At 59.7% G+C, this 21,079-nt stretch carries 24 protein-coding genes and 2 tRNA genes; 11 read left to right on the top strand and 15 right to left on the bottom strand.

The annotated features are described in order from the left end of the window. Window positions 1-26: 26 nt before the first annotated feature. The 7 genes from yihA to rpmH form a co-directional block, all read right to left on the bottom strand. Window positions 27-677 (bottom strand): ribosome biogenesis GTP-binding protein YihA/YsxC, encoded by a 651-nt coding sequence (yihA, locus tag BVG79_RS10785; protein ID WP_085787369.1) that lies wholly within the window; start codon window positions 675-677, stop codon window positions 27-29. Further along, on the bottom strand, window positions 677-1,438 hold the full coding sequence (locus BVG79_RS10780; RefSeq protein WP_085786899.1) for an MOSC domain-containing protein: 762 nt from the start codon (window positions 1,436-1,438) through the stop codon (window positions 677-679). The genes yihA and BVG79_RS10780 overlap by 1 nt, the downstream gene beginning before the upstream one ends. A 3-nt stretch (window positions 1,439-1,441) precedes the next feature. Further along, window positions 1,442-3,277, bottom strand: a complete 1,836-nt coding sequence (yidC, locus tag BVG79_RS10775; protein WP_085786898.1) for a membrane protein insertase YidC — start codon at window positions 3,275-3,277, stop codon at window positions 1,442-1,444. Window positions 3,278-3,403: 126 nt separating this feature from the next. Then, the gene (gene ttcA / locus BVG79_RS10770; RefSeq protein ID WP_085786897.1) at window positions 3,404-4,279 is read right to left on the bottom strand and encodes a tRNA 2-thiocytidine(32) synthetase TtcA; all 876 of its coding nucleotides are present in this window, start codon (window positions 4,277-4,279) and stop codon (window positions 3,404-3,406) included. Continuing rightward, entirely contained in the window at window positions 4,272-4,535 is a 264-nt protein-coding gene (gene yidD, locus BVG79_RS10765) for a membrane protein insertion efficiency factor YidD (protein ID WP_085786896.1), read from the bottom strand. The genes ttcA and yidD overlap by 8 nt, the downstream gene beginning before the upstream one ends. After that, window positions 4,532-5,038, bottom strand: coding sequence for a ribonuclease P protein component (gene rnpA, locus BVG79_RS10760; protein ID WP_085786895.1), 507 nt, complete (start codon window positions 5,036-5,038; stop codon window positions 4,532-4,534). Before rnpA ends, yidD begins: the two co-directional genes overlap by 4 nt. 22 nt (window positions 5,039-5,060) lie before the next feature. After that, window positions 5,061-5,195, bottom strand: coding sequence for a 50S ribosomal protein L34 (gene rpmH, locus BVG79_RS10755; protein ID WP_013385276.1), 135 nt, complete (start codon window positions 5,193-5,195; stop codon window positions 5,061-5,063). A gap of 257 nt (window positions 5,196-5,452) precedes the next feature. Between rpmH and BVG79_RS10750 the strand changes: the two genes are divergently transcribed. The 3 genes from BVG79_RS10750 to BVG79_RS10740 all read left to right on the top strand — a co-directional run bounded on the left by BVG79_RS10750 (window position 5,453) and on the right by BVG79_RS10740 (window position 8,531). After that, window positions 5,453-6,967, top strand: a complete 1,515-nt coding sequence (locus tag BVG79_RS10750) for a sensor histidine kinase (protein ID WP_085787368.1) — start codon at window positions 5,453-5,455, stop codon at window positions 6,965-6,967. A gap of 54 nt (window positions 6,968-7,021) precedes the next feature. Continuing rightward, window positions 7,022-7,098 (top strand) — tRNA-Arg (locus BVG79_RS10745). Window positions 7,099-7,250: 152 nt separating this feature from the next. Beyond that, on the top strand, window positions 7,251-8,531 hold the full coding sequence (locus tag BVG79_RS10740; RefSeq protein WP_085786894.1) for a tyrosine-type recombinase/integrase: 1,281 nt from the start codon (window positions 7,251-7,253) through the stop codon (window positions 8,529-8,531). Here the strand turns inward: BVG79_RS10740 and BVG79_RS13695 are convergent. From BVG79_RS13695 to BVG79_RS10730, 3 genes are all read right to left on the bottom strand, one after another. After that, entirely contained in the window at window positions 8,513-8,836 is a 324-nt protein-coding gene (locus BVG79_RS13695; RefSeq protein WP_157115683.1) for a hypothetical protein, read from the bottom strand. The two genes, BVG79_RS10740 and BVG79_RS13695, sit on opposite strands and share 19 nt — an antisense overlap. A gap of 120 nt (window positions 8,837-8,956) precedes the next feature. Next, the gene (locus BVG79_RS10735) at window positions 8,957-9,196 is read right to left on the bottom strand and encodes a hypothetical protein (RefSeq protein WP_085786893.1); all 240 of its coding nucleotides are present in this window, start codon (window positions 9,194-9,196) and stop codon (window positions 8,957-8,959) included. 38 nt (window positions 9,197-9,234) lie between these two features. Continuing rightward, window positions 9,235-10,551 (bottom strand): plasmid recombination protein, encoded by a 1,317-nt coding sequence (locus tag BVG79_RS10730; protein ID WP_085786892.1) that lies wholly within the window; start codon window positions 10,549-10,551, stop codon window positions 9,235-9,237. A 550-nt stretch (window positions 10,552-11,101) separates the two neighbouring features. On the opposite strand from BVG79_RS10730, the gene BVG79_RS10725 reads away from it, so the two are divergent. Continuing rightward, window positions 11,102-12,103, top strand: coding sequence for a hypothetical protein (locus BVG79_RS10725; protein ID WP_085786891.1), 1,002 nt, complete (start codon window positions 11,102-11,104; stop codon window positions 12,101-12,103). Window positions 12,104-13,136: 1,033 nt separating this feature from the next. Here BVG79_RS10725 and BVG79_RS10720 read toward each other — a convergent pair. Further along, window positions 13,137-13,412 (bottom strand): hypothetical protein, encoded by a 276-nt coding sequence (locus BVG79_RS10720; protein WP_085787367.1) that lies wholly within the window; start codon window positions 13,410-13,412, stop codon window positions 13,137-13,139. Between the two features lie 238 nt (window positions 13,413-13,650). Here BVG79_RS10720 and BVG79_RS13560 point away from each other — a divergent pair, with 238 nt between their 5' ends. Continuing rightward, window positions 13,651-13,836, top strand: a complete 186-nt coding sequence (locus BVG79_RS13560; protein ID WP_157115682.1) for a hypothetical protein — start codon at window positions 13,651-13,653, stop codon at window positions 13,834-13,836. Window positions 13,837-13,862: 26 nt separating this feature from the next. Here the strand turns inward: BVG79_RS13560 and BVG79_RS13670 are convergent, their stop codons facing one another. Further along, on the bottom strand, window positions 13,863-14,240 hold the full coding sequence (locus tag BVG79_RS13670; RefSeq protein WP_198167936.1) for a VOC family protein: 378 nt from the start codon (window positions 14,238-14,240) through the stop codon (window positions 13,863-13,865). A gap of 128 nt (window positions 14,241-14,368) precedes the next feature. Continuing rightward, window positions 14,369-15,301: a sulfurtransferase gene (locus tag BVG79_RS10710; protein WP_085786890.1), complete on the bottom strand. Its 933-nt coding sequence runs from the start codon at window positions 15,299-15,301 to the stop codon at window positions 14,369-14,371. 254 nt (window positions 15,302-15,555) lie between these two features. On the opposite strand from BVG79_RS10710, the gene pqqA reads away from it, so the two are divergent. From pqqA to BVG79_RS10680, 6 genes are all read left to right on the top strand, one after another. Next, window positions 15,556-15,648, top strand: coding sequence for a pyrroloquinoline quinone precursor peptide PqqA (gene pqqA, locus BVG79_RS10705; RefSeq protein WP_085787365.1), 93 nt, complete (start codon window positions 15,556-15,558; stop codon window positions 15,646-15,648). A gap of 37 nt (window positions 15,649-15,685) precedes the next feature. Next, on the top strand, window positions 15,686-16,564 hold the full coding sequence (pqqB, locus tag BVG79_RS10700; RefSeq protein WP_085786889.1) for a pyrroloquinoline quinone biosynthesis protein PqqB: 879 nt from the start codon (window positions 15,686-15,688) through the stop codon (window positions 16,562-16,564). Next, window positions 16,561-17,325: a pyrroloquinoline-quinone synthase PqqC gene (gene pqqC / locus BVG79_RS10695; protein ID WP_085786888.1), complete on the top strand. Its 765-nt coding sequence runs from the start codon at window positions 16,561-16,563 to the stop codon at window positions 17,323-17,325. Before pqqB ends, pqqC begins: the two co-directional genes overlap by 4 nt. Then, window positions 17,325-17,627, top strand: coding sequence for a pyrroloquinoline quinone biosynthesis peptide chaperone PqqD (gene pqqD, locus BVG79_RS10690; protein ID WP_085786887.1), 303 nt, complete (start codon window positions 17,325-17,327; stop codon window positions 17,625-17,627). The genes pqqC and pqqD overlap by 1 nt, the downstream gene beginning before the upstream one ends. After that, window positions 17,620-18,786: a pyrroloquinoline quinone biosynthesis protein PqqE gene (gene pqqE, locus BVG79_RS10685; RefSeq protein WP_085786886.1), complete on the top strand. Its 1,167-nt coding sequence runs from the start codon at window positions 17,620-17,622 to the stop codon at window positions 18,784-18,786. The genes pqqD and pqqE overlap by 8 nt, the downstream gene beginning before the upstream one ends. Window positions 18,787-18,900: 114 nt before the next feature. Next, window positions 18,901-19,794, top strand: coding sequence for a bestrophin family protein (locus BVG79_RS10680; protein ID WP_085786885.1), 894 nt, complete (start codon window positions 18,901-18,903; stop codon window positions 19,792-19,794). 14 nt (window positions 19,795-19,808) lie between these two features. Here the strand turns inward: BVG79_RS10680 and BVG79_RS10675 are convergent. Next, a tRNA-Arg gene (locus BVG79_RS10675) sits at window positions 19,809-19,885 on the bottom strand. A 63-nt stretch (window positions 19,886-19,948) separates the two neighbouring features. Next, window positions 19,949-21,058, bottom strand: coding sequence for an NAD(P)/FAD-dependent oxidoreductase (locus tag BVG79_RS10670; RefSeq protein WP_085787364.1), 1,110 nt, complete (start codon window positions 21,056-21,058; stop codon window positions 19,949-19,951). Window positions 21,059-21,079 lie beyond the last annotated feature (21 nt).

The following is a 21,079-nucleotide window of genomic DNA, read 5'->3' as shown; positions in this document are numbered from 1 at the left end:
CTATGCCAAGTCTGATCAGTCCAGCCCTAGGTCAGCCCAGCAATAATCGCGCGCAATGTCGCCACGCCTTCGCCTTTTTCCGATGATGTCAGCACCAGTTCGGGGTAGGCGGCAGGGTGCTTGGCCAGCGCGGCTTTTACCTGCGCGACGTTCTTCTCCAACTCGGCGCGCGAGACCTTGTCGGTCTTTGTCATGACAACCTGAAACGTGACGGCCGATTTATCCAGCAGCGTCAGAATTTCCTCGTCCACGGATTTTGCTCCGTGGCGCGAATCGATCAGCACAAAGACGCGGCGCAGCGTCTGCCGCCCCGACAGATAGGACTTCAGCAGCTTCTGCCACTTCTCGACCACTGCGACGGGGGCATTGGCATAGCCGTAGCCCGGCAAGTCGACCATGTAGCGGTCTTCGCCCAAGGCAAAGAAGTTCAGCTCTTGCGTGCGGCCCGGCGTGTTCGATGCCCGCGCCAGCGACTTGCGCCCCGTCAGCGCGTTGATCAGCGAGGATTTCCCCACGTTCGAGCGTCCCGCAAAGCAGATCTCGACCCGATCTGCCGGCGGCAGGCCCGACATCGCCACCACACCTTTGACGAAATCCACCGGCCCCGCGAACAGCAGGCGGCCCTTTTCGGCGGTTATGTCGTCGGGCGCGGGGGCCTCTGTGAATTGCATCTGCATCATAGCACCTCGATTTTATCGCCCGGGCGTACCGTACCGTCCTGTGTGACGGTCACGAAAACGCCGAAATCCTGTTCGCCCACCACTTCGCGCAGCGCCCGCAGCGTATCGCCGTCGCGCGCGCCCGTCAGCGGGTTCACCATTGTCGCCGCGCAGCGCCCGATACGCTCGGTCACATAACATTCGGCGGTGCCGATACGCAGGCGGCGACCCACCAATTCAAATTCGGCCCACGGCGCCAAACCGTCGACCCAGATATTCGCCCGCCAGCGGTCCCGCGACAGGTCCTGCCCCATATGCCGCGACAGATCCGCCAGCGAGGCGGTGAAGTTCAACGACACCGTTGGCTCGGCCGTGTCGGTCATCGCGCGCCCCGCCCGCGCCAAGGTGACAGGGCGAAAGCGTTCTTGCGGGCTGATCGGGGCCAGCCACGCCAGAAACCTCGCCACAGAAACGGCATCCTCGGGCACCAGATGGTAGCTGCCGATCCGCGGATGCTGCAGGGTAATGTGCCCGCTACCTTCGTCCAACTGCGCGGTGATGGCCATTACTTCGGGAGTGCGGGCGGCACGCTGGAAATTGGCGCAAGACACCCAAGCAGGGTGGTCGGGGTCGTATTTCGACAGATCATGCGCCACGGCCCAGATCCGGTCAAAGGGGAAACCCTCGCCGGCGGTCAGCCGGGCGAGGGTCACCTGTTCACGTCCATGCGCCTTGATCGGGTGGCGCCAAAGGTCGACCACCTGCATCGCAACGGCCATTCGTTATCCTTTTTCAGCCTTGTCCTTAGGCCCGTCAGTCGCCTTCTTTTTGCCGACCAAGCCACGGATGTTGCCGAACAGATCCGGACGGTGCCCGTGATAGGTCATGATCGAATACTGCTGCACGAAGGTGATCACGTTGTTCGCAATCCAGTACAGCACCAGCCCCGAGGAGAAGCTGCCCAGCATGAACATGAACACCCACGGCATCCACGCAAAAATCATGCGCTGCGTCGGATCGGGCGGCGTCGGGTTCAGACGCTGTTGCAGCCACATCGAAATGCCAAGGAAGATCGGCAGAACGCCCAGCGAGAAGATGAAGAAGAAGCTGGTCGGATCAGGCGTGCCCCACGGCAACAGGCCGAACAGGTTCAGGATCGACGTCGGATCGGGGGCCGAAAGGTCTTGGATCCACGCAACCCACGGCGCATGGCGCAGTTCGATCGTGACGAAAATCACCTTATAGAGCGAGAAGAAGATCGGAATCTGCACGATCATCGGCAAACAGCCCGAAGCGGGATTCACCTTGTTCTTCTTGTACAGGTCCATCATGCCGACTTGCAGGGCCTGACGGTCGTCCTTGTGACGCTCTTGCAGCTTGGTCAGCTCGGGCTGCAATTCCTTCATCTTTGCCATCGAAAGATAGGATTTGTAGGCCAGTGGCAGCACCAGCGCCTTCAGAATCAGCGTCAGCGCGATGATCGACCACCCCATGTTGCCGATGTGCTGGTTCAGCCAGTGCAGCAGCGCAAAGATCGGCTTGGTCAGGAAGTAGAACCAACCCCAGTCGATCGAGTCGACAAAGCGGTCGACGCCACCTTCGTTCTGGTATTCGCGAATGGTCGCCCACTCTTTGGCGCCCGCGAACAGACGGGTCGATACGCTGACCTCGCCGCCAGCTTGAATGTCTTGGCGCGCCATAACGGCCTCGACTTGATACAGGTCACGGCTGGGCAGGTATTTCTGAACCGAACGGAACGCGGTGCCCTGCTGCGGGATCAGCGTGGTCATCCAGTAGTGGTCGGTAAAGCCGATCCAACCCGATTCCTGCGCTTCGGCCACTTCAGCCGGAACGCCCAGTTCGGAATCGTTCATGTCGGGCATCTTGGAATACTTCATTTCTTCCAAGCGGCCATCGGCCATGCGCACGATGCCCTCGTTCAAAATAAAGAACTCGCGCAGGCCCTCGGGCTTGCCGTGGCGACGGATCAGGCCATAGGGGCGCATCTCGATCGGCGCCTCGCCCATGTTGGTGACCGATTGTGCTACATCGAACATGTAGTTTTCGTCGATGCTGAACGTGGTGCGGAACACTTGGCCCGCACCGTTGTCCCACGCCAGCGTGACCGGGTTGCCCGGGGTCAGCGTGTCGTTATCACCCTCCAGCGACCACAGCGTATCGGGGCCGGGCACGGCGTCGGGGGCGATGCCCTCGGCTGCGGCCCAACCGAACGACGCGTAATAAGCCCCGCGCTCGCCCACAGGGCGCAGCAGGCGCACCGTCGGCGAGTCTTCCTCGATCGTTTCTTGGTAGTCGTTCAGGTACAGGTCATCGATCCGCCCCCCCAAAACCGAGATCGAGCCGCTCAGACGCGGGGTCTGGATGGCGATCCGCTGGGTCATATCGGGGGTGGGGGCCGCTTCGGCGTCCGTCACAGCCTCCAGGCTGCCAGCCTCGCTGCTGGCAACGCCGGGCAGCGCCGGATCGGCGGTCTGCGTGGCGGCGACGGGCACTGGCTCGTTGGCACGGTCTTGGGGCGGGAAAAGAAACGTCCACGCTACGATCACAGCAAGGCTGAGCACAGTCGCGAGGATAAGGTTCTTGTTCTGGTTTTGCATGTGGCTTGCTTGCTCATGTCGCGCAGAGAGGGGTCAGCGCGGTTCAACAGTCGTAGGGGTCAAAGGTCAAGCGCTTTCGGGCCCGCGCCGTCTCTCTGCCCCGTTTATCGCGTTTCCGGGGTGGTTTCAGCCCAGTTTCGGCACGTCGCGGTCGTTAGCGTCAATCTTCGGCCCAGGGGTCAGCCCCATGAAATCGAACAGCTTGGGGTCCAGCAGATGCGAGGGGCGCGCATTCATCAGCGCGCGGAACATCACCTGACGACGGCCGGGGCTGTTGCGCTCCCATCCGTCCAGCAGCTCTTTTACTTGCTGGCGCTGCAGCCCCTCTTGCGAACCGCACAGATCGCACGGGATGATAGGGTAGTGCATCGCATTGGCAAACTTTTCGCAATCCGCCTCGGCCACATGGGCCAGCGGGCGGAACACGAACAGATCGCCGTCCTCGTTCAGCAGCTTCGGCGGCATCGTCGCCAGCCGTCCACCGTGGAACAGGTTCATAAAGAAGGTTTCCAGAATATCATCGCGGTGGTGACCCAGCACGACGGCACTGCAGCCTTCCTCGCGCGCGATGCGATACAGGTTGCCCCGCCGCAAACGTGAACACAGCGCGCACATCGTGCGCCCTTGCGGGATCTTGTCGACGACGATCGAATAGGTGTCCTGATATTCGATGCGATGCTCGACACCCATCTTGGTCAGGAATTCGGGCAGAACCGTAGCAGGGAAATTCGGCTGACCTTGGTCAAGGTTGCAAGCCAGCAAATCCACCGGCAGCAAGCCGCGCCATTTCAATTCGTGCAGCACGGCCAGCAGCGTATAGCTGTCTTTGCCGCCCGACAGGCACACCAGCCAGCGTTGGCCGGGTTTGATCATGCCGTATTGGTCAATCGCCTCGCGCACGTTTTGCACGATGCGCTTGCGCAACTTCTTGAATTCTGTGGTTTTCGGGGCGCCGAAAAACAGCGGGTGGATATCGTCGGCGATATCGTCGTCGTCAAACATGGTGGTCGCCCTTGCAGCTGTGTGTCTTTGGCTTTGGCGGGGGAACGTTATCAATGCCCGACCCACCCCACGGGTGGCAACGGGCCAAGCGGCGCAGTGTCAGCCAGCCGCCACGTAGCCCGCCGTGCTTTTCCAACGCCTCCAGCGCATAGGCGGAACAGGTCGGGTGAAAGCGGCAGGCATTGCCGATCCACGGCGACAACACCAAGCGATAGGCTTTGACGGGCAGGGTGAACAAGCGCGCCAGCGGGGTCATGCGACGCTCGCTTCGGGGGGCGCTTGTGTATGCAGGCGCGCTACGGCGCGGGCCAGATCGGCTTGCATCTGCAGAAAATCGGCTCGTGCGGTGGCGCCTTCGCGGCCGATCAGCACGTAATCCCAGCCGTCCAGCCCTGCGGTCGGCAAAACGACCCGCGCTACCTCGCGCAAACGGCGCTTGGCGTGACCACGGGCCACGGCATTGCCAACCTTTTTGGAACAGGTAAACCCGACGCGGATGCCGCCAACCCCTTCATCGGGGGCGCGCTTGCGGGCCTGCAGGTGAAAACCGGGCAGCCCCATCCGCAATGCGCGCGCTGCCAAAAGAAAGTCGCGGCGCTGCGTCATAATCGCCAGCCCCGACTTCTGCACCTTCGGGCGCGGCGGCAGCTTGGGCTGCCTGCGCGGCTCCTCGATAGGGCGGGGGGGCGCAGACGACAAAACCGCCGACCCCCTGACGGAGGCCGTCTGGCCATCCAACAGGGGCACCGGCGGTGTCATAGCCAGTTACTGTGGCGGCCGATTAGGCCGACAGAACCTTGCGGCCGCGGGCGCGGCGGGCGTTCAGGATCTTGCGGCCGGCCTTGGTGGCCATGCGTGCGCGGAAGCCATGGCGCGCCTTGCGAACGCGGTTCGAGGGTTGAAATGTGCGTTTCATCGCGCGTCTCCGGTACAGGGGGCGATGCGCATACCCAGTGGAATCGCACAGCCGAATTCTTTCAAGTGCCGTCCTTTAAGCGGGCCGTGACCGGCTGTCAACCGGATGGGGCGCATCTGGTGCGATTCCTTTGATGTCCCGCGTTTAACGGCGGCACGGCACTTGGTCTGCGCACGATCATACCTATTTGATGGGGGACTGGAAATAACCCGCGCGTCGGTGCAATGTGGGGGTGCGCGCGCCGCCAAGGGGAAATGATGCTCAGGTCTCTCTCGGGACGCTTCTTAATACTGACGAGCTTGCTCGTCGTCCTGGCCGAGGTGATGATTCTCGTCCCAGCCGTGACGGGTTTCCGTGTCGATTATCTGAAGCTGCGACTTGAACGCGCGCAGATCGCCTCGCTAGCGCTGCTTGCGGATGTCGATGTCCCCGACAACGTCCAGACCGAACTGCTGGAAAATGCCGAGGTGTTCAACGTCGTCCTGCGCCGCAACGATGTGCGCCAACTGGTGCTGTCCTCGCCTGTGCCCGGCCCGGTGAAAGCGACATTCGACATTCGCGCCCCCACGCAGCCCGAATTGGTGCGCGATGCATTGATGGCGTTGGTCGATTCGCAAAACAGCATTATCCGCGTCATCGGCTACCCCGTGCGCGATGCTGGCCAGATGATCGAGATCACCATGGAATCGGGCCCTTTGCGCGCGGCCATGTTGGATTACGCGGTGCAACTGCTGCTGCTGTCGGCAGCGTTGGCGGTCATGACGGCACTGCTGTTGCTGCTGGCGGTGCAAGGCCTGCTGCTGCAGCCGATCAAAAAGCTGGTCGGCCACATGCGCGACTACGCCGCCGCCCCCGAAGACGCCCGCCGCATTATCACCCCCGGCCAAGGCGTCACCGAACTGCGCGAGGCCGAGGAAGCCCTGCGCGATGTGCAAACCCAGCTCACCAGCCTGCTGCGCCAGAAAGACCGTCTGGCCCAACTGGGGTCGGCGGTCGCCAAGATCAGCCACGACCTGCGCAATATCCTCACATCGGCGCAGCTGTTCACCGACCGCCTCGAATCGTCAAACGACCCCGCCGTCCAGCGCCTTGCGCCGAAATTGGTCGGCTCGATCACGCGCGCCGTCAATCTTTGCGAAACCACGCTGGCCTTTGGTCGCGCCGAGGAACCCCCGCCGCGCCTGTCGCGCGTCGCGCTGGCCGTCGCTGTGGCCGAGGTGATCGACGCCGAACGCCTCGCCGCGGGCGAGCACGATATTTCCTTCGCCGAAGATGTCCCCGGCGACATGACGCTGCTGGCCGATGCCGAACAACTGCACCGTGTTCTCTCGAACCTGATCCGCAACGCGCGCCAAGCCATCGTCGCGACCGAACGGGCAGGCGAGATCGGCATTTCTGCCGCCGAGGACACCGACTACTGGTGGATCACCGTCCGCGATACCGGCCCCGGCCTGCCCGAACGCGCCCGTATGCATTTATTCCAAGCGTTCCAAGGGGGCACGACAAAGGGCGGGGCTGGGTTGGGCCTGACTATCTCGGCCGAACTGATCCGTGGCCATGGCGGCCGGCTCGAGCTGATCGACACTTCGGCCGCGGGCACCACCTTCCGAATCGCGCTGCCCAAGCACCGCGCCGACGAGAAGCCCGATGACGACAAGCCCGCGAATGGCGCAGATGGCAAAGCAGACCCGGCCCCACAGGCCGGAACGCAGGGCGCCGCCGCAGATATACCCTCCGAACAGCCTGCCGCCACGGAACCGAAAAGCGCCTGACTTTTCCCCTTGCGGCCCCCGCCCCCCACGGTTAGAACAGCCTCACTCTACAGCGGACTGGTAGCTCAGTTGGATAGAGTACTTGACTACGAATCAAGGGGTCGGGGGTTCGAATCCTCCCCAGTCCGCCATTTAGATGTCAGCGAAAGCTGTTAAGTCGTTGAAATTAAATAACTTAATTTTAGAGGTAAATGCCTCACAACAAATTCACCCTACATTTCGCACTACATTCGCCCTTACGGGGTGATTGCGCTTGCGCCGTTCTGCGCGCTAGCGTTGCGGCATGAAAAAGATTCCCTCCCCTGTCCTGCGCGGCTCCACTTACTACCTGTATCGACGCGTGCCGCGTCGGTATGAGTCGATTGAGCGACGCGCGTTTATCGACCTGTCCTTGCATACGGATTCGCTCACTGCGGCCTCAGAAAAGGCTGTGAAGGTCTGGTCAGAGCTCGTTGCAGGCTGGGAGATCAAGCTCACTGGGCGTGACGGTGAAGCAATGGCGCGCTTCGATATGGCACGCGAACTCGCTGCAAATCGTGGCTTTAGCTACTTAGCAGCCGCTGACGTCGCCAAGCTGCCCTACGCCGAATTTGCCAAGCGGATGGATGCCGCGATCCCCAGCAAGATCTTCAATGTGACCGATGCGGAAGCGATCCTCGGGATCGTGCCGCAACCCACGATGACGGTATCTAGCGCGCTCGAGGCATTCTGGACGCTCGCAAAAGACCGCACGCTCGTGAAGTCGGATGATCAGCTGCGCCGTTGGCGCAATCCCCGTGTAAAGGCCGTGAACAACTTCATCGCCGTGATCGGTGATAAGCCTATCGACGCGATCACCGCAGATGACATGCTCGAATTTCGGGCGTGGTGGGTTGAGCGGATCCAGCGGGAAGAACTGACACCGAATTCTGCGAACAAGGATCTCGGGCATCTGAGCGATGTGCTGAGCACTGTTAATAAGATGAAGCGACTTGGTTTGAATTTGCCGCTGGGCGATCTGAAGCTCAAAGCGACCGATGCCAAGACAAGGCCACCATTCTCAACGGAGTGGATCAGAGAGCGCATCCTGCATCCCGATGCCCTTGCGAATCTCAACGATGAAGCCCGCGCCATAGTTTTGATTATGGTCAACACGGGGTGTCGCCCTTCCGAGATCGCAGCCCTTACTGCGAACTGCATTCACTTGGATCACAACGTGCCACATATTTCGATTGAGCCGGAGGGCCGACAGCTTAAGACTAAGCATGCACGGCGCACCATCCCGCTGCTCGGAGTGTCCCTTGAAGCGATGCGAGCTTTCCCTACTGGCTTTCCTCGCTACGGCAAGAAGAGCGCAAGCCTGTCAGCTACAGTGAACAAGTATTTCAGGGAAAACGGTCTGATGGAAAGTGAGGAGCATGTGCTCTACTCGCTGCGCCATGCGTTTGAGGATAGGATGCTCGCGGCGGGTATCGATGACCGTATCCGCCGCGATTTATTCGGCCACGCCCTGACGCGCGAACGCTATGGGGACGGTGCCAGTCTGAGCCAGAAGCAAGAATTGCTTCAAGCTGTCGCCTTGTAACGTGCTGCAATTGCACGTGCGCATGCTAATGTGTCCTTCTTCGACTTCGCAGATATATAAGCTTTACCTGCTTCAATCTCGTTTTCCAGCCTAATAAATAACTCTATATAGGCTGAGTTATGAATAAGAAGTTCCGCTACTGCATCTCGCTGCCTTTCTAATTTTTTCAAATCTTTTGCTTGCTGCATTGCTTCATCTACCTTATGAAGCAACTGCTGGATTTGAGATAATATATTACGCCCATCCGCACTCCTTTCTCGACTTTTTAGATTGGTCGGGATTTTTGCAGTATCATAAAAACACAACCCACTCAATTCGCCAATTTAAATTTTGGCGTAATTATTTATGCATATATATAATTATATATATGCAGGCCAATTATAGGGCAGCACTCGCGCCAATAGAAAGCATGCCTAAAGGCGGATTTATTGCGGGCCGTTTGTGTCGTAATCCTCTTGATACACGCCGGGCTGAACTGCGCCATCCCCTTTCGCAACTCGTGTCATAATATTGATAAACCTATGAAAAATGGATTGAAGCTTTGTCTGCGGCTTGAGCATTGGCTGAAGAATACGTTGCAACAGGTGGGGAGGCTTTGCGATATGAAGCTTTCCATTGCGAATGTCAGCATCACCGCTTTCCAGTGCATCGATAACGGCCTCCATTGCTGAAGTCGCTTCGGCGATTTCTTGGCGCTCGCTGTCTAATTTTTTTCTATGGATGCAAGATCGGCCTCTCTAATTGTAATGGCTTCAATCTTCGCTGCCAGATCGCGCTGGACATCCGCTAGCTTTGCTTCCTTTGCGGACAGCTGTTGCAGTTGGCGCATAGACTTCTCATGCTGAGCTGCTTCTGCCTTTTCAAGGGCGGCAGATTTTGCAGCCAGTTCTTGCCCGATGGCTTGCAGGCGTGCCGCGAGAGTAGAGAGGTTATCTTCCCCGGCATTCAAATCCCTCTGCCAAGCTTTAAGCTTCTCCTGCTGCTTCGCGATCTCAGCCGTGGTCAGAGTGATTTCGCGTGATGCTGCTTCCATCTTATCCAGCTCGTCGGCGATCTTACGGGCGGTGCGTTTGCGTTTGGCATACTCTTTCGTAGACAGGCGCTCACGCCTTGGCCCGTCCCGCAGGAGGCCGCAGGGCTTGCCGACAGCTTCGTAATAGTCGTCCTGCAACTTGCTCAGGGCGTCGTTAAAGGCCCGCTGAACATGGGTTTTGCCCCGCGCCTTGCGGCCTGCTTGCAGGTGAGCGTTATTGGCGGCCTCCCAGTCGCGTAAAAGCACCTTGTTGCGAGCCTCAATACGCATGCGGTCAATGCTCCACTGAGCAAGTGCGGCCTTGTGAGAAGCATCACGCTTCTTTTGGGTCTCGCGGTTTTTGCTCGGTCTGAGCTTCTTTGGCTTTAAGGGGAGCGGGTGAAGATCCGGCTTCGGTAAGGACACCAGAGCTTCGCTGACATTGTTCTCACGATATGCGGTGGCAGCGACTTTGCCAGCGTGCAGCTTGTTCGCGTCCAGTCTGGGATCTCCTGCATTTATAGCCAGAATGTGCATATGCACATGGCCCTCATCTAGATGCATGACTGCAGCGGCCTCCACGCCCTCGGGCATCCGGCGCTGGAAGTCCTTCACGGCAAGCCTGGCCCATCGCAACACCTCGGGGTGATTGGCCTTCCTGTCTGCCAAGTATTCCGCCGAGGTCATGGGATGCGAGTGGATCTCGGTGTAGAGAGTAGCCGCATCATTACGCAGTTTGCGTGTGTAAATCTTACCTGTCGCAGATGTTAGCGTCTCCGTTATACTCGAAACTAGCTGCCTACGGCGAGCAATGAGCTGCTGCAGCGGAACCAACCCGTCAAAGTTCATGGAAAGCGGTGGTTGAGGCTCCGCAACGTGCTGTGAATACCGCGCCTCGCGCGCAGCTTCCCCCTCTACCTGCTCCGCCGAATTGTAATGATCCGCCGTGCCGCGCACCCGCTTGGGGGCGTCCGAATAGGTCTCGATGTGGAAAAATTGGTAAGCCATGTTGCTCTCTCCCTGCAAAACATGGCGATCCAGTTATACCCCTTGCTCCCCAGCACCAAACGCTGAAGGGGCTTTTTATTTTCAGCGAAAATGAAAGGGCGATTTATTTGCGTAGAGAGAGGTTATAGAGGGTTCGCAATCGGCAATTTTTAACAAAAATTCGACCATAATTACTGTTACGGCAGTGCGCGACATCTCCTTAGCTGGTTCTCTGTGTAATGGAGTGTCAACGTATGATGCGGGAGGAGGGCGTTACAGGCATCTCTGCGTTCACCTCATCTTGCCTCCGCACGTAGGGGACGGGTATATTTTCTGTAATAAACTGATAATGCTTGCGTATCTTTGCGTAACGCGGACGGCAGAAAGGTGGTCTGTGTATGATGAGAGTAAGGTATCTCAAATATCATAGACATGAAAGCGGACTGCACTCTTCCAAAAAAACGCCGCTGTAATAACATGGGCTTAATCAACTTCCGATGTGTGTCACAAAGGTCTTGCGATTTTGTAGCTTACTGTATTTCATTAATATATTGAAATTATAGGGAATTACGTGTTCAAACTCGACGATAAATCGCCGTTGCTTGTCTTGCACTTTGACACCGGCGAGCACACCATCGCTCTAGACACTTTTGTAGAAACTGCGGACGCAGCAAGGGCCATGATCCAAGCCCTAGCCAAGGAGTGCTTCGGGCCCTTTATCGAGGTTGAGCTTCATGTGCTTCCGCCCGAGGAGGGCAGCTTCTTAACGGTATTGAGAGCCATTATCGTCAAGGGAGGAATTGCGGTTGGAGGATTGATCGCGGCGGGCGCTGGAACCGTAACGATTTTGGATTTTCCCTACATCAAAAGCTACATCGAAGCTCGGACTGGAAAAACTTACGCCCAGATGGGGGCTGAACATGGCAGCTCTGGTCGAGCTGCGATGAGCGAAGGGCAGGCGGAAGCGCTCTTGATATCTGCTGCAGAGAGCTTGTTGTCTGCTACGCCCAGTGACATACAAACTATTTGTGATATCCTGCCTGATGATGTGGTTCAGGCGAGAGCCGATTTTTATGAAGCTTGTTATGCTGATAGGGATATTAAGGGAGTTGGATTTAGTCGGGAGGACGATTTTCCTATCCTAAGAAATTCCTTCTTGAGTTATTCTCAACCTGGTCAAAAGAAGCGTGATGATACTGATTTACCGCAATGGGATGTCGCAATTGATTATGTTCAAGTGACTTCACCTCAGTGGGATCTCAATGACCAGAAAACACGGCAGTGGAAAGGTAAAGACAGCGATAATAAAAGCTGTCTTTTCGTGATAGAGGACGAGCAGTTTTGGTTGAGGGTTCACACAAGAGATTTGCACGCGGAAGTATTAGACCGCTTGAAAGTTCAGTGGGCTTACAAGACTGAGAAGAATAAGATTACTGCGCGGCGTGTTCTGAAAGTTCTTAAATTTAATGGCGTTGAGCTTTCGAAACCTCTGAAAGCTGACGCTCTGGATGCAATATTGGGACGCTATCGTTTATTGGAGCGGCCAAAAGACCAGTTGGGGTTTGAATGGTAGGTTTGAATCCCTCAAACCTACCTATATGGACAGACTGTAGGTAGCTTTCAGCTACCTCATTCTGCCCCTTGCGCCGGGGAGGCGCTCCGTCGGCCCATGCGGGCCAACTGCGCGGCGGTTTCGTGCCTCAACCACCTTGCAATCTGTGGGGCGGCGCATCGAGCGCGGCCCACAGATTCCAGCACATGATCGAACTTCTGTGCCGCGTGTTGCGGCCCTTTGTTCATTCCTGTGCTGGTGAGGGGATACCCCTCATACCCCTTTCGCGCGGCCCTCTACGTCAAATCGCTCCCGCGTTTAGGCGTTGATGGCCTTGGGCGCGACCAGCGGCGGCGCTGGAGCCCTGCTGCGCAGCTGCCGCATGGCCACTGGATTAGTGCCTTATAGTGGCACCGATCCAGTGGCCCTTGCGGCTGTCATTTCGACGCTATGGGCGTCCAAATGACCTTCGAACGCCAGTGGGCGTGCGGCCTTTTGATGGGCGGGCCATCGCTGCCACGCCCCTCAAAAGGCTCTTCCCGTGCATATAATGATATACCAATATCATTATATGCACGCTCACTTGGCTGACGGGGCGACCCGCTCAGCCAAAGCGGCACGGAACGTGCCGCCAACACCCTCTGTCCCGCGACGGCGGGCAGAGGGGCAAAAATAAAACTAACCTCACAACCACTGCCAGCTCTGAAGGGATGCACACCAGATCAACCCCCACAACGTCTTTATATTATATATGACAGCCAAGCAGGCGGGAGCCTGTGCGGGCTGAGCCGCCCCACATCATCGCGCCAAAGCGCGGGGCGGCAGAATGAAGGCAAGCATCTTAAAGTTGAGTGTCAGTATTTACACTACATTTTCCTCTACAAGTTAAGATACATTGGAAAATATTTTATAGCTTCTTGAATACGTTAGGATAGTTATAACGATAATGTGAATTATCCCCAGTCCGCCATTAGAGCTTTTCCCTTGGAAAAGCATCACGAACGCCGCGATAGACATCGCGGCGATGTCGTTTTCAGCTCCCGCTCATCCGCCGTCATGCGTGCACGGCCAAAGCGCGCAGGTTGCACCACAGTAAGCCCGCAACCCCCGCGATCAGGCACAGGTTGGTCACAAGCATCAACCACCCCAAAACCGTCATGCTATGCAGCAGCGGCCCGGCGTCGTAGCCGTATATAATGCAAGCCTGCGCTGCGCCTTCGTGCAGCGGGCAATCAGCCAGCGTTGCGATATGCCCTGCCACGACAACTGACAGCAGCGGCAACAGGCCGATCACCGTCATTGCAATGTAAGCCTTCAGATTTTTGTCCATCCGCTTTGCTTGTGCCGTGGTATAGGGCATGTGTGCTGTCTAAACTAAGGCATGCCGTGGCAAGAGGACACAATGCGGAAGTTGAAGTGCGCGAATTGTGGTGGTGCGTTGACGATCAACACCACCCCCGACGGTCATGTTGTCGGCCACTGCGGGGCAGAATATGTGATCGACGCCAAGGGGCGCGAGCATATCGTAGTCGAGCATCGCTTCCCCTACGGCGCTTTGTGGGCCTCCGATGTGTGGATGCAAACCATCCAGCACATCACGCCGACGGGGGGGGCACAGCTACCCGACGACGGGCCTAGGGCAGGGGCCGGGAACGCAAACCGGCAATGTCACGGCCATCGCCACCTACCCCGATGGCACGCTTGCCATTCTTAGCAACGACAGGTTGGTCCGCGCCGAACTGGTGGCGGATTAGGCCCGCGTCCGCGCGGGCCTGCCCTCTCAACGTTCCAGCGCTTGGCCGACGTCGATGCGGTTGCCATCGGGGTCGGCAAAGACGAAGGCGCGCAGCCCGTAATCTTTGTCCTGCACCCGTTTGATGATGCGCAGCCCCTGCGCCACGCAGCGCGCATGCACCGCGTCCACATCGTCGACCATCAGATGGGCCACGTTAAACGGCGCGGCGTGGTGGCCTTTCTGCAGCGTCAAATGCAGCTCGGCCGCGCCCGCCTTCAGAATCATGAAGCCAACAGGGTCACCGTTGGAAAACACCTTCTGCAGGCCGAAAACGGCGTTATAGGCCTGATACGAGGCGTCAATATCCCGAACGCCAAGGGTGGGCGCAAAGCGGCCCAATCGAAAGGATGTCTCACCGGTCACGGCAAGTCCTCGTGATAAAAGGCGACCCGACCCGTGCCGGACGGTGCCAGGCGATTGGGTCTCAGGCCGCAGGACAGGGCGGTGCCTGCCGCGCAAATTACCGCAAACGCCGCAGGGCGCAAGCCTCGTTAGCGGAAAGCCGCGCCGCCGCCGTGGCCCGCAGGCCCTGCCGCAATCACTGCCGCCTCGACCGCGGGCGAGGCTGGTAGCGGCCCCCCCGCAATGATCGGCAAATCCGCGCGGCCACCCCATTCCGCCCAAGACCCGTCATAGACAGCGCCCGCAGGCAAGCCGGCCACCACCCGCGCAAGGGTGATGATGGTAGCGGTCAGCCCGCTGCCGCAGCTGCTGATCACGTCGCGCGATTCGCCCGCACCTAGCGCGGTGAAAATACGGTGCAGCTGCGCGGGTGGCAGCAAGGTGCCATCAGGGGCCAGCAGCACGTCATAGGGCAGGTTCACGCTGCCCGGAATGTGCCCGACGCGCATCGTTTTGCGCGGCTCGGGGTCGGCGCCATGAAAGCGCCCCGCCAGCCGCGCGTCCAGCAACAGCTCCGCCTGCGTGTCGATATTGTCGCGCACCGCCTCGGCCGAACGCAACCGCTCGGGGCGGACGGAAAAGGGGTAGGGCGCACTGGGCGCATGGCTGTGCAGCCCTTCCTCGACGGGGCGCCCCTCGGCCTGCCACTTGGCCAAGCCACCATCCAGCACCGCCACATTGTCAAAGCCGAACAGCCCCAGCAACCACCACGCGCGGGCCGCGCCGGTCACATGGCGCTGGTCGTAAACGACAACGCGCTTTTGCGGGCCGACACCCATCGCGGCGGTGGCCATGCTCAGCCGTGCCAAGGGCGGCACCATGGTGGGCAGATCGGTATCGACATCCGACACGGCATGGTGGTCCCAAAACGCAGCCCCCGGGATATGCGCCGCCTTGTACAGCGTCCGGCCGTCCTGCGGCTCGTTCGGCAAATACTGGGTCGCATCAAAAACCAGCAAATCGGGCGCGCCCAATTGCGCGGCCAGCCACTGGGTCGAAACAAGCGCAGGAAGACGTTCCATGATGGTGCCTCTCGATACTGTCACAAAACTAATACACCAAATACACGACAGACTTAATAGATTTATTTTGCGCGCCGTAAACTTTCGGCCAAATCCCGCGCTTGACAGATTGACGCAGCTATTGCGGCATCCAGATATGAATAGGATTATCCTATTGATGCAATAGCAGGACGCGCCTGCCGCGATTAGCTACCCTTCCCGCATCGGCGCAACGCGCGCCGTGTTCTCAATGTCTTAGCCAAGGGATGGATATCATGGCCTGGATCAAGCCTAAGTTCTTCGAAACGCCGGTCGGCATGGAAATCAACATGTACGCCTGCGCCGAGCAGACCAAAACCGCCAAGTAATCCCCGCGGCGGCCGAACACAGCAGTCGGAGAGTCCTATGCATATCCGTCTTCTTGGGTCGGCCGCCGGTGGCGGATTGCCGCAATGGAATTGTGCCTGCGCGGGCTGCACTGCGGCCCGTGCGGGGCAAATTCCCTCCAGCGGCCAATTCTCGATGGCCCTGTCCGCCGATGGCGAGACTTGGCTGCTGGTGAACGCGTCGCCCGACATCCGGCAGCAGCTGCTGGAGACGCCCGACCTGCACCCGCGTTCCCTCCGCGGGTCGCCAGTGGGGGCGGTGCTGCTGACGAATGCCGAAATCGACGCCGTTGCAGGCCTGCTGACCCTGCGCGAGGGGCACGCCTTCGACCTTTGGGCCGATAGATCCGTGCTGGAGACCCTTGCCGCAAACAGCATTTTCGACGTGCTGACCCGCGTTAGTCGCCGCGACCTTCCCCTTGGGGAAGGTTTCCAGCCGCTGCGTGGGTTGCACGTCAAAACCTTTCCCGTTCCAGGCAAACCCGCATGGTATCTGGAACAATCAAACCAACCTGCGGCCGATGGCGATACCATTGGTTTACAGGTCTGTGCAGGCGGTAAAACCGCCTTCATCATCCCCGCTTGCGCCGAAATCACCGACGACCTGCTGGCCCGCATGGATGGCGCCGACGCGGTGTTCTTCGATGGAACCCTTTGGCGCGACGATGAAATGATCCGCGCGGGGCTATCGTCCAAAACCGGCGCGCAGATGGGGCATGTGTCCCTCTCGGGGCCCGATGGCGTGCTGGCGCGCTTCGCCGCGGTCAACGTCACGCACCGCGTTCTGGTGCATATCAACAATTCGAACCCCGCTCTGCTGCCGGACAGCCCCGAACGCCACGCGGTCACCGCCGCAGGCTGGGTCGTCGGCCAAGCGGGGACAAGGATCGACCTATGAAAGACCTCGTTCTTGATCCCGCGCCCCGCCCGCTGGACACCCCCGAACAGCTGGAAACCCGCCTGCGCGAGATCGGCGCCACGCGCTACCACAACCTGCACCCTTTCCATCACCTGCTGCACAGCGGCCAGTTAAACAAGGCGCAGGTGCAGGCTTGGGCGCTGAACCGGTATTACTACCAAAGCTCGATCCCGATCAAAGACGCGGTGGTGCTGTCGCGCTTTCGCGACCATGCCGTGCGGCTGGAATGGCGCCAACGGATTGAGGATCACGACGGCAACACCCATGGCGAGGAAGGCGGGATCGAACGCTGGCTGGTGCTGACCGACGCGCTGGGCCTGCCGCGCGACTACGTCACCTCGACCGTCGGCATCCTGCCCGCAACCCGCTTTGCGGTTGATGCCTATATCAATTTTGTCCGCGACCGCACCCCGCTCGAGGCCGTGGCATCTGCCCTGACCGAGGTTTTCGCCCCGCAGATCCACAAAGAACGCATTGCGGGCATGCTGGAACACTATGATTTTGTGAACCCCGGCGTGATGAAATACTTCACCCGCCGCGTCGAACAGGCCACGAAAGACGCGGACTTCTGCCTTGATTACGTCAAGCGCAATGCCCGCACCCCCGAAGAACGCCAGCGCGTGGTCGAGGCGCTGATCTTCAAATGCAACGTGCTGTGGACACAGCTGGACGCCCTGCAGCACGCCTATGTCGAGGGGCACCCGCCCCCCGGTGTGTTCGACCCCAAGGATTGGGCGTGATGGCCAGCCTGACCATCACCGAGGATCTGCCCCTGCGCCTGCACCGCCAAGTGCGCCTGCGCTGGGACAAAGCGCGGGGGTTGTGGCTGCTGCTGGCCCCCGAAAAGATCCTCGTCCCCGATGAAACCTGCGTGGCGGTGTTGCAGGAACTGGACGGCGGCCCGTTGGCGGGTGCCATCGACCGGCTGGCCGCCAAATACAACGCCCCGCGCGACGTGATTGCGGCAGATGTCATCGACGTGCTGCAAGACCTTGCCAATCGGGGCTACCTGCTGTCCGAGGAGCCCGCCCGCCATGGATGATGGCCTGCCCGCTGCACATGATCCGTTCCGTATCGTTGGCAAAGCCGTCGATGCCCGCAACACCTATGGCCTGCCGCTGGCGGTGCTGGCCGAACTGACCCACCGCTGTCCACTGCAATGCGGCTACTGCTCGAACCCGATCCAGCTGGAACAGGCCAGCCGCGAGATGACGACCGAGCAATGGGTCAGCGCCATGACCCAGATGGCCGACCTCGGGGTGCTGCAGATCCACTTTTCAGGCGGCGAACCGACCGTCCGCAAGGACCTCGAGGCGCTGGTTCAGCACGCATCTGAAGTTGGGCTTTATTCCAACCTGATTACATCGGGCGTGATGATGACGCGCGATCGCATGTTCCGCTTGGCGGATGCAGGGCTGTCGCATGTGCAGGTGTCGATTCAGGGCGCGACGGGGCAAATGTCCGACCTGATCGGCGGGTTCAAAAACGCCCTGCCCAGAAAGCACGACACCGCCACATGGACGCTTGAGGCAGGCCTTGCGCTGACCGTGAACGCCGTTGTTCACCGCCAGAACCTGCCGGAACTGCCGCAGATCATCGAAAAGGCGCTTGAATGGGGCGCAAGCCGGCTAGAGGTCGCCAATGTGCAATACTACGGCTGGGCGCTGAAAAACCGCCAAGCCCTGATGCCCAGCTTTGCCCAGCTCGAGGAAACCACTCAGATCGTCGAAGAGGCCCGCGCCCGTCTGAAGGGGGTGCTGGAGATTGATTACGTCATCCCCGATTACTACGCCGCGCGGCCCAAGCAGTGCATGGGCGGGTGGGGACGGCAGTTTTTCAACATCAGTCCCTCGGGGCATGTGCTGCCCTGTCACGCGGCCGAGACGATCACCGAGCTGCGTTTTGATAGCCTGAAAGAGCGATCATTAGAGTGGATCTGGCACAATTCGGACGCGATGAACTGCTATCGCGGCACCGATTGGATGCCCGAGCCGTGCAAAAGCTGCGCCTTCAAGGAAATCGACTTTGGCGGGTGCCGGTGCCAGGCCTATGCCTTAGCCAAGGATGCCGGTGCGACCGATCCAGCCTGCGCGAAATCGCCCCTGCATGACAGTATTTTCCGCACCGCGCTGGGCGAAGCGGCGGCCAAAGAGGATGCCTTCCTCTATCGTAATTTTGCGAATGCACGACTGGATGGGTGATGTCGCACCGCAACATCCCGATGGGGTGCGACAGGGTGCGACAGCGCCGCTGATTGACATGGTATAAGGGCAGGCGTCTGGAAGGCTGATCCATTTCAGCCGAGTCTGCCAAAAATGATCGTTCGCAAGCGACCCAACGCTTTTCTTTTGCTCTTTTTACTTCGTGGTGGTGTCATTCAGCGCATATGGGTGCAGCTGGTGATGATTGGCCTGATGTCGCTTGCGATTGTCACGGCGCACCACTTTTTCCCTGATGTCGTGCGGGGGGTGAACCCCGCGCCATTTGCACTGATCGGCATTGCCCTTTCGGTTTTCCTCAGCTTTCGCAACACCGCCAGCTATGACCGCTGGTGGGAAGGGCGCAAGCTATGGGGGTTGATGATCCAGACCAGCAACGATTTCGCGCGCCAAAGCGTGGTGCTGGACCGCGACGGCGTGCTGAACCCCGCCCGTCAGGCGCTGCTGACGCAGGTGATCGCCTTTGCCGCGGCAACCGTGCGCGTGCTGCGACCGGGCGAAAAGAAAAACATTGGTGATACGCCCCTAGCGCGGCTTAGCCCGCCCGAGGCGATTTTGACCGAGATGACCGCCCAGTTGGGCCAGCTGCTGCGCGACCGCCAGATCGAGCCGAGCGAGTCGTATGCCCTGAACCGCCATGTCGCCACTTTGTGTGCCGCGCAGATTTCCTGCGAGCGGCTGGCCAACACGCCCTTGCCCTTCGCCTATACGCTGCTGCTGCACCGGACGGCCTATCTGTTCTGCTTTATGCTGCCCTTTGGGTTTGCCGACTTTTTGGGGTGGGGCACGCCGCTGGCCGTGATGCTGATGGCCTATACCTTCTTCGGCCTTGACGCGCTGGGCGCCGAGCTAGAGGAGCCGTTCGGCCTAATGCCGAACAACCTGCCGATCGCCGCCTATGCCCGTGCGGTTGAAATCAACATGCGCGCTGCCATGGGCGAGACAGATCTGCCCGAACCGATCCGGCCCGATCGTTATGTGCTGATTTGAGACGGCGCGGAATGTGGCGACCCCGGAAGGACTTGAACCCTCAACCCCAGACTTAGAAGGTCCGTGCTCTATCCAGTTGAGCTACGGGGCCACGCTGGGGCGGTTTCGCTTGGATTGGCGGGCTTGTCAACGCTAGCCCGCCAGCCATTTTAGATCACGCGCCGGCGGTTTTACCTGCGGCCCATGCGGTGACATCGCCTGCGGGGGTGTCGCCTGTCAGGGTGCGGGCCAGACCCTCGCCCATCAGCGCGCCCAGCTTGAACCCGTGGCCCGAGCAGGCGCTGAGCACCCAGCCCGCGCCGCAGATGGGTTCGATGACGAAACGCTCGTCATCCGAGACGGTGTAGTAGCAGACCTTGTTTTCTAGGATCGTGTATTGGTCGAAATCGCGGAAGGCGGTTTGGGCGGCGGCCAGAACGGGGGCGATGTCGAAGTCGGTCGCGATGCGGTCATCGTCGCCGTGGCCGATGCGGGTAAAGCGGTGGTCGCCGATTTTCAGGCGCATGCCGCCTTGCGGGGGCAGCACATAGGCGCCGTAGCTGGGGCCGACGTCGATCAGAACGGGGGCCTGTGCCCAGCTGGCCGCATGGTGGGCGGGGGGCTGGAGGTACATCACCATCTGGCGCGAAGGTGTGAGGCGATCAGCCAGTTTCGGCAGCAGGTTTGTCACCCATGCGCCCGCGGCCACCACCACCACATCGGCGCTGTAGACCTGTTGGCCGACCGTGACGGTAGCGGCATCGGGGTCGACGGCGGTGACGCGGCTGTTCGGGTACATCTCGGCCCCGTTTTCGCGCAGCCAGTGGGCCAGATCGCGCACGATGCGCCCTGCCAGCAAAATACCCGAACCGCCTGCCTGATAGGCGCTGGTGACACCATCAAGCGAGAGGAACGGCACGCGAGATTCAAGTTCGGCCAGCGACAGGCGGCTGTGGGCGATGCCAAGCGGCGAGAGGTCGGCGGCGATTTCGTCATATTCGTCCGCGCCGCCGCGCATGGCATAGACGATGCCGGTCGGCAGGTAGTGTGATGTGCCGATGTCTTGCCAGATGCGGTCATAGGTGGCGAAAGCGTGGGGCATCAGCGCGGCATACCCCGGCAGGCCGCCGTAGGTATGCCGCGTGATGCGGTGTTCATCGTTTGAACTGGCCGTGAGACTGGGGATGTCGCCTTGATCGAAGATCATGACATCGACGCCGCGTTTGCGCAGCGCCCATGCCACAGACAGGCCGCCGATGCCGGCCCCTACGATTGCAACCTTCATTCCATTCTTCCCTGTTGAGGC

Source organism: Ketogulonicigenium robustum (genome assembly GCF_002117445.1).
GTDB classification, from domain to species: domain Bacteria; phylum Pseudomonadota; class Alphaproteobacteria; order Rhodobacterales; family Rhodobacteraceae; genus Ketogulonicigenium; species Ketogulonicigenium robustum.
Note: the sequence above shows the minus strand (reverse complement) of the source record. Positions and strands in the feature narration are given on the sequence as shown.